General features: G+C 44.8%; 2 protein-coding genes. One reads left to right on the forward strand and one right to left on the reverse strand.

What is annotated here, in order from left to right:
- Window positions 1-558, reverse strand: a 558-nt coding sequence (locus AC1WIP_RS15490; protein ID WP_481142673.1) for a glycoside hydrolase family 3 protein, incomplete at its 3' end; no start/stop codon positions are given.
- A 234-nt stretch (window positions 559-792) separates the two neighbouring features.
- Here AC1WIP_RS15490 and AC1WIP_RS15495 point away from each other — a divergent pair.
- Window positions 793-1,683 (forward strand): AraC family transcriptional regulator, encoded by an 891-nt coding sequence (locus AC1WIP_RS15495; protein ID WP_481142672.1) that lies wholly within the window; start codon window positions 793-795, stop codon window positions 1,681-1,683.
- The last annotated feature ends 96 nt before the right edge of the window (window positions 1,684-1,779 follow it).

The raw sequence follows: 1,779 nt of genomic DNA on the forward strand, positions 1-1,779 counted from the left end.
GCACATGATCGTCCAGGGCTTCTGTTTACACACAGCCCCCTCAAAGGCAGCCAGATAGATTTCACGAAGCGTTCTCTCATCTACGTTGGAGGAACTGCTCATTCTTCTGGTCTCCTGGTTGTTTGCCAGAAAATGCTTGATGCTGGTTCCCACATTTTTACTCTGTACGCCCTTGATGAGGGCTCCTGCCATTTCAGTGGCTAACAGCGGGTCTTCGGAATAGTATTCAAAATTTCTGCCGCAGAGAGGGGAACGCTTTATATTCACCGCCGGACCTAAAATGACGCTTACTCCCTCCGCCTGACATTCATTTCCTAAAATTTCTCCCATTTCCTCCAAGAGCTCTCTGTTAAAGGATGCGGCTGTGGCACATCCCGCCGGAAAGCAGACGGCCTTAATGCTCTCATTTACGCCCAGATGATCCGCCTCCTGATCCTGCTTGCGCAGGCCGTGAGGGCCATCTGATACCATGGACGGTGCAATTCCCAGCCTTTCGATGCCTTTCGTATGCCAGAAATCGCCTCCGGAACACAAGGAGGCTTTTTCCTCCAGTGTCATTTGTGCAATTAATTCCTTGATCTTTTCTTCTTTCAAGCTCGTACCTCCTCCTGCCCGTTGAAACGGACCTCTGTTTCTCATTGTAATTTTATCCTATCAAAAAAAAGAAATTCCGTATATTTCTTTTCTTGACAAGAATATAGGTCAATCTTGACTTTTTCCTTCCTGCTTTCTATGATGTTTTTAGGGAAAGCAAAAAGAAGATAAGCACATCAGAAAGGGAGGAATTTTTCCGTGCATCAAAGTATTCATGAAGAAATACCGATATCGGAAGCTTTAGAGGTAAACTTTAGAATTTATGAGGACAGCAATCATCTGGTTCCCAACCACTGGCACGACAGTCTGGAGGTAGTGTATCTTTATCAGGGAACGATGAAGGTAACCATAGCGGACAAGGCTTATCTGCTAAATCAGGGAGATTTTATCCTGATAAACTCAGCAGACATCCATTCCACCTTCTGCGAAGCCTATGTAAAGGTGCTGCTGCTTCAGATTCCCCAGACCTTTTTAAAACAGGCCATACCAGGCTTTGAACAGGGCAGATTTTGTAATTTCTATCAGAAAAGCGATGCCTTAAACACCCACGCTTCTCCCCAGTTTCAGGAAATCCACAGTAAAATCACACAGCTTCTGCTGTGTATGGGGGAAGCCTTCTACCAGAAGCAGCCATGGTATTCCCTGCATTTTAAAAGTCTTCTGTATGAACTATTGTTCCTGCTTATGATATGCTTCCGGCAGGAGATCAATCCTGCCCTGCAGGTGAAAACGGCCAAAAATCTCAAACGCTTAGAAGGCATTCTCAATTATGTGAGGGATCATTATCAGGAAAGCGTTTCTCTGACGGAAATTGCAGAATTTGCCGGTCTTACCCCGGAATATTTCTGCAGGTTTTTTAAAAAATATATGGGACAGACCTTTCAGGAGTATTTAAACACCGTGCGCCTGACTCACGTGTATGAGGACTTGGCAGAAACAGATTTAAGCCTTACCACCATTCTCGGCAGCCACGGCTTTACCAACTATAAGCTCTTTATGCGCATGTTCCGCAATACCTATCACTGCACTCCTTCTCAGATGAGAAAAATCCTGTCAGGGAAAGACAAAGGGTTTTCAATAGACGCATGACTTTATCGGAATTGTGAAGCAAGCTGGCAAAAGTTACGAAACTGGTCATAATAACCAAAAACGGGTTCCAAAGCAGTGGCTAGTCACCCTTATTTT

Source organism: Acetatifactor sp. (assembly GCF_982438285.1).